This window comes from Heyndrickxia sporothermodurans (genome assembly GCF_003055045.1).
Lineage (GTDB): Bacteria > Bacillota > Bacilli > Bacillales > Bacillaceae_C > Heyndrickxia > Heyndrickxia sporothermodurans.
Genome location: NZ_NAZB01000091.1, coordinates 1 through 1,831, shown reverse-complemented (window position 1 = coordinate 1,831; position 1,831 = coordinate 1). Strand labels below are relative to the sequence as shown.

Below are 1,831 nucleotides of genomic sequence, written 5' to 3'. Positions count from 1 at the left end.
AAAGAGGCTGGGACATAACTAGCTTCAAATAGTGAAAAAGGTGAATTTGAGTGTACTCAAATTCACCTTTTTCTTTTTTTTACGTGTAATTCTTCTATTACCTTAGTTGTTGGGCAGTGTATTTTCTTAAATTCACTGCCATTAATGCAAAGCCCATTTCATTTTCTACCTTCGATTTTCCTCGTACGGAAAATCGTGTGAAACGCAAATTAGCCTTCAAGAATCCAAAAACTGGTTCCACATCGATTTTGCGTTTTCGATAGATCGCACCCGTTCTCTCTTCTGAAAGCTTCGTTCTTACATATTCTTTTTGTTGTTCCCATTTTTCATTCACCATTCGTTTTCGATTGTTGCCTTCTTTTGCTTTGGTACAGGAGGAACGGAATGGGCAGTCCGAACAGTCTTCGCACTCGTAGATTTTAAACTTCCGTTGGAATCCTGTACGATCAGTACGGACAGAATAATCGTGAAATGTAAGATGTTTCTGGTTTGGACATGTATAGGTATCTGTTTCTTCATCGTACGGCCAGTTGTCTGGATTGAATAGGTTTTGTTTGTAGGTTTTCTTTTTTTCCTTCATATACAGCGATAAGGAATAAGTGCTTCACGTTTTCTGTTCAAAAGGATATCATTATAATTTTCTTCACTACCATAACTTGCATCTGTGACGATGTGTTCCGGTAACTCGAAATAATCCTGCTCAATCTCATCTAGAAAGGGAATTAACGTACGTGTGTCTGTTGGGTTTGAGAATAATCCATAGGCAAGCGCATATTGACCTTCCGTTGCGATTTGTGTATTATAACCAGCCTTCAATTGTCCATTTTTCATATAATCATCTTTCATTCGCATAAATGTCGCATCTGGATCTGTTTTAGAATAGCTATTACGTGTACCAAAGATTTCAAGGTCTCGTTGGTATTTCTGTTTTCGTACGATAAAATCAATCAACTGTTTACGCACTTTTTTCGGATATTTGCGTTCATTTCTTAAAGCTTTTCGTTCTGGAACATCCGATGATGCTTCAATTTGTTTATCATACTCGTTTACGACATCATCCACTTTTTGAACCAATTGAGCGAGCTCTTCCAATGATAACTGTTCATCGCTTTCACGTTCGATTTCAGGTATGATTTCATTCTCAAGAAGCTCATCATATAGCTGGTTTGACTTTTCAATTAAACTTTGATGATACTTCTCAATCGACTTCTTCCAGACAAACGTAAATTTATTTGCATTCGCTTCAATCTTTGTACCATCGATAAAAATTGCTTCTTGATCGATCAGTTTTTCTTCAATTAATTGGCAACGGAATTGGACGAAACATTGGCGAATTAAATTTTTCACTTCTGGTTGAACACGGAATCGGTTGATTGTTCGGTAGCTTGGTTCATGCCCTTGAGCTAGCCACATCATACGGATACTGTCTTTTAATAGGGCTTCAATTTTTCGCCCTGAAAAAACAGATTGCGTGTAGGCACATAAGATAATTTTAAGCATCATGCGTGGATGGTAGGCAGGACAGCCATCATTTCTCTGAAATGGTTCGAACGCTTCATGAGGGATACTTTCAACTAAATGATGAACATGGAAGGCAATATCATTTTTTTGTAACTTTACTTCTAAATCTAAAGGCAAAACTAATTGATTCATGGTATAATTTTTAAACATAAGGATCCTTCTTTCTGATTTTATTTGGTGTGGTAACTTAATTTTATCAGAAGTGGTCCTTATTTTTATTCAAAAAATAATCAAAGCCGGTGAAATTTTACTCGTCGTAAAAATTCACCGGCTTTTTCATCTCAGAGGTGGGTTTTGTCCCAGCCTCTTT

Annotated in this window: 1 pseudogene; it reads right to left on the bottom strand. The window is 36.8% G+C overall.

The features are described from left to right. Positions 1–97: 97 nt before the first annotated feature. Positions 98–1,671, bottom strand: a pseudogene (locus tag B5V89_RS19705) (IS1182 family transposase). Positions 1,672–1,831 lie beyond the last annotated feature (160 nt).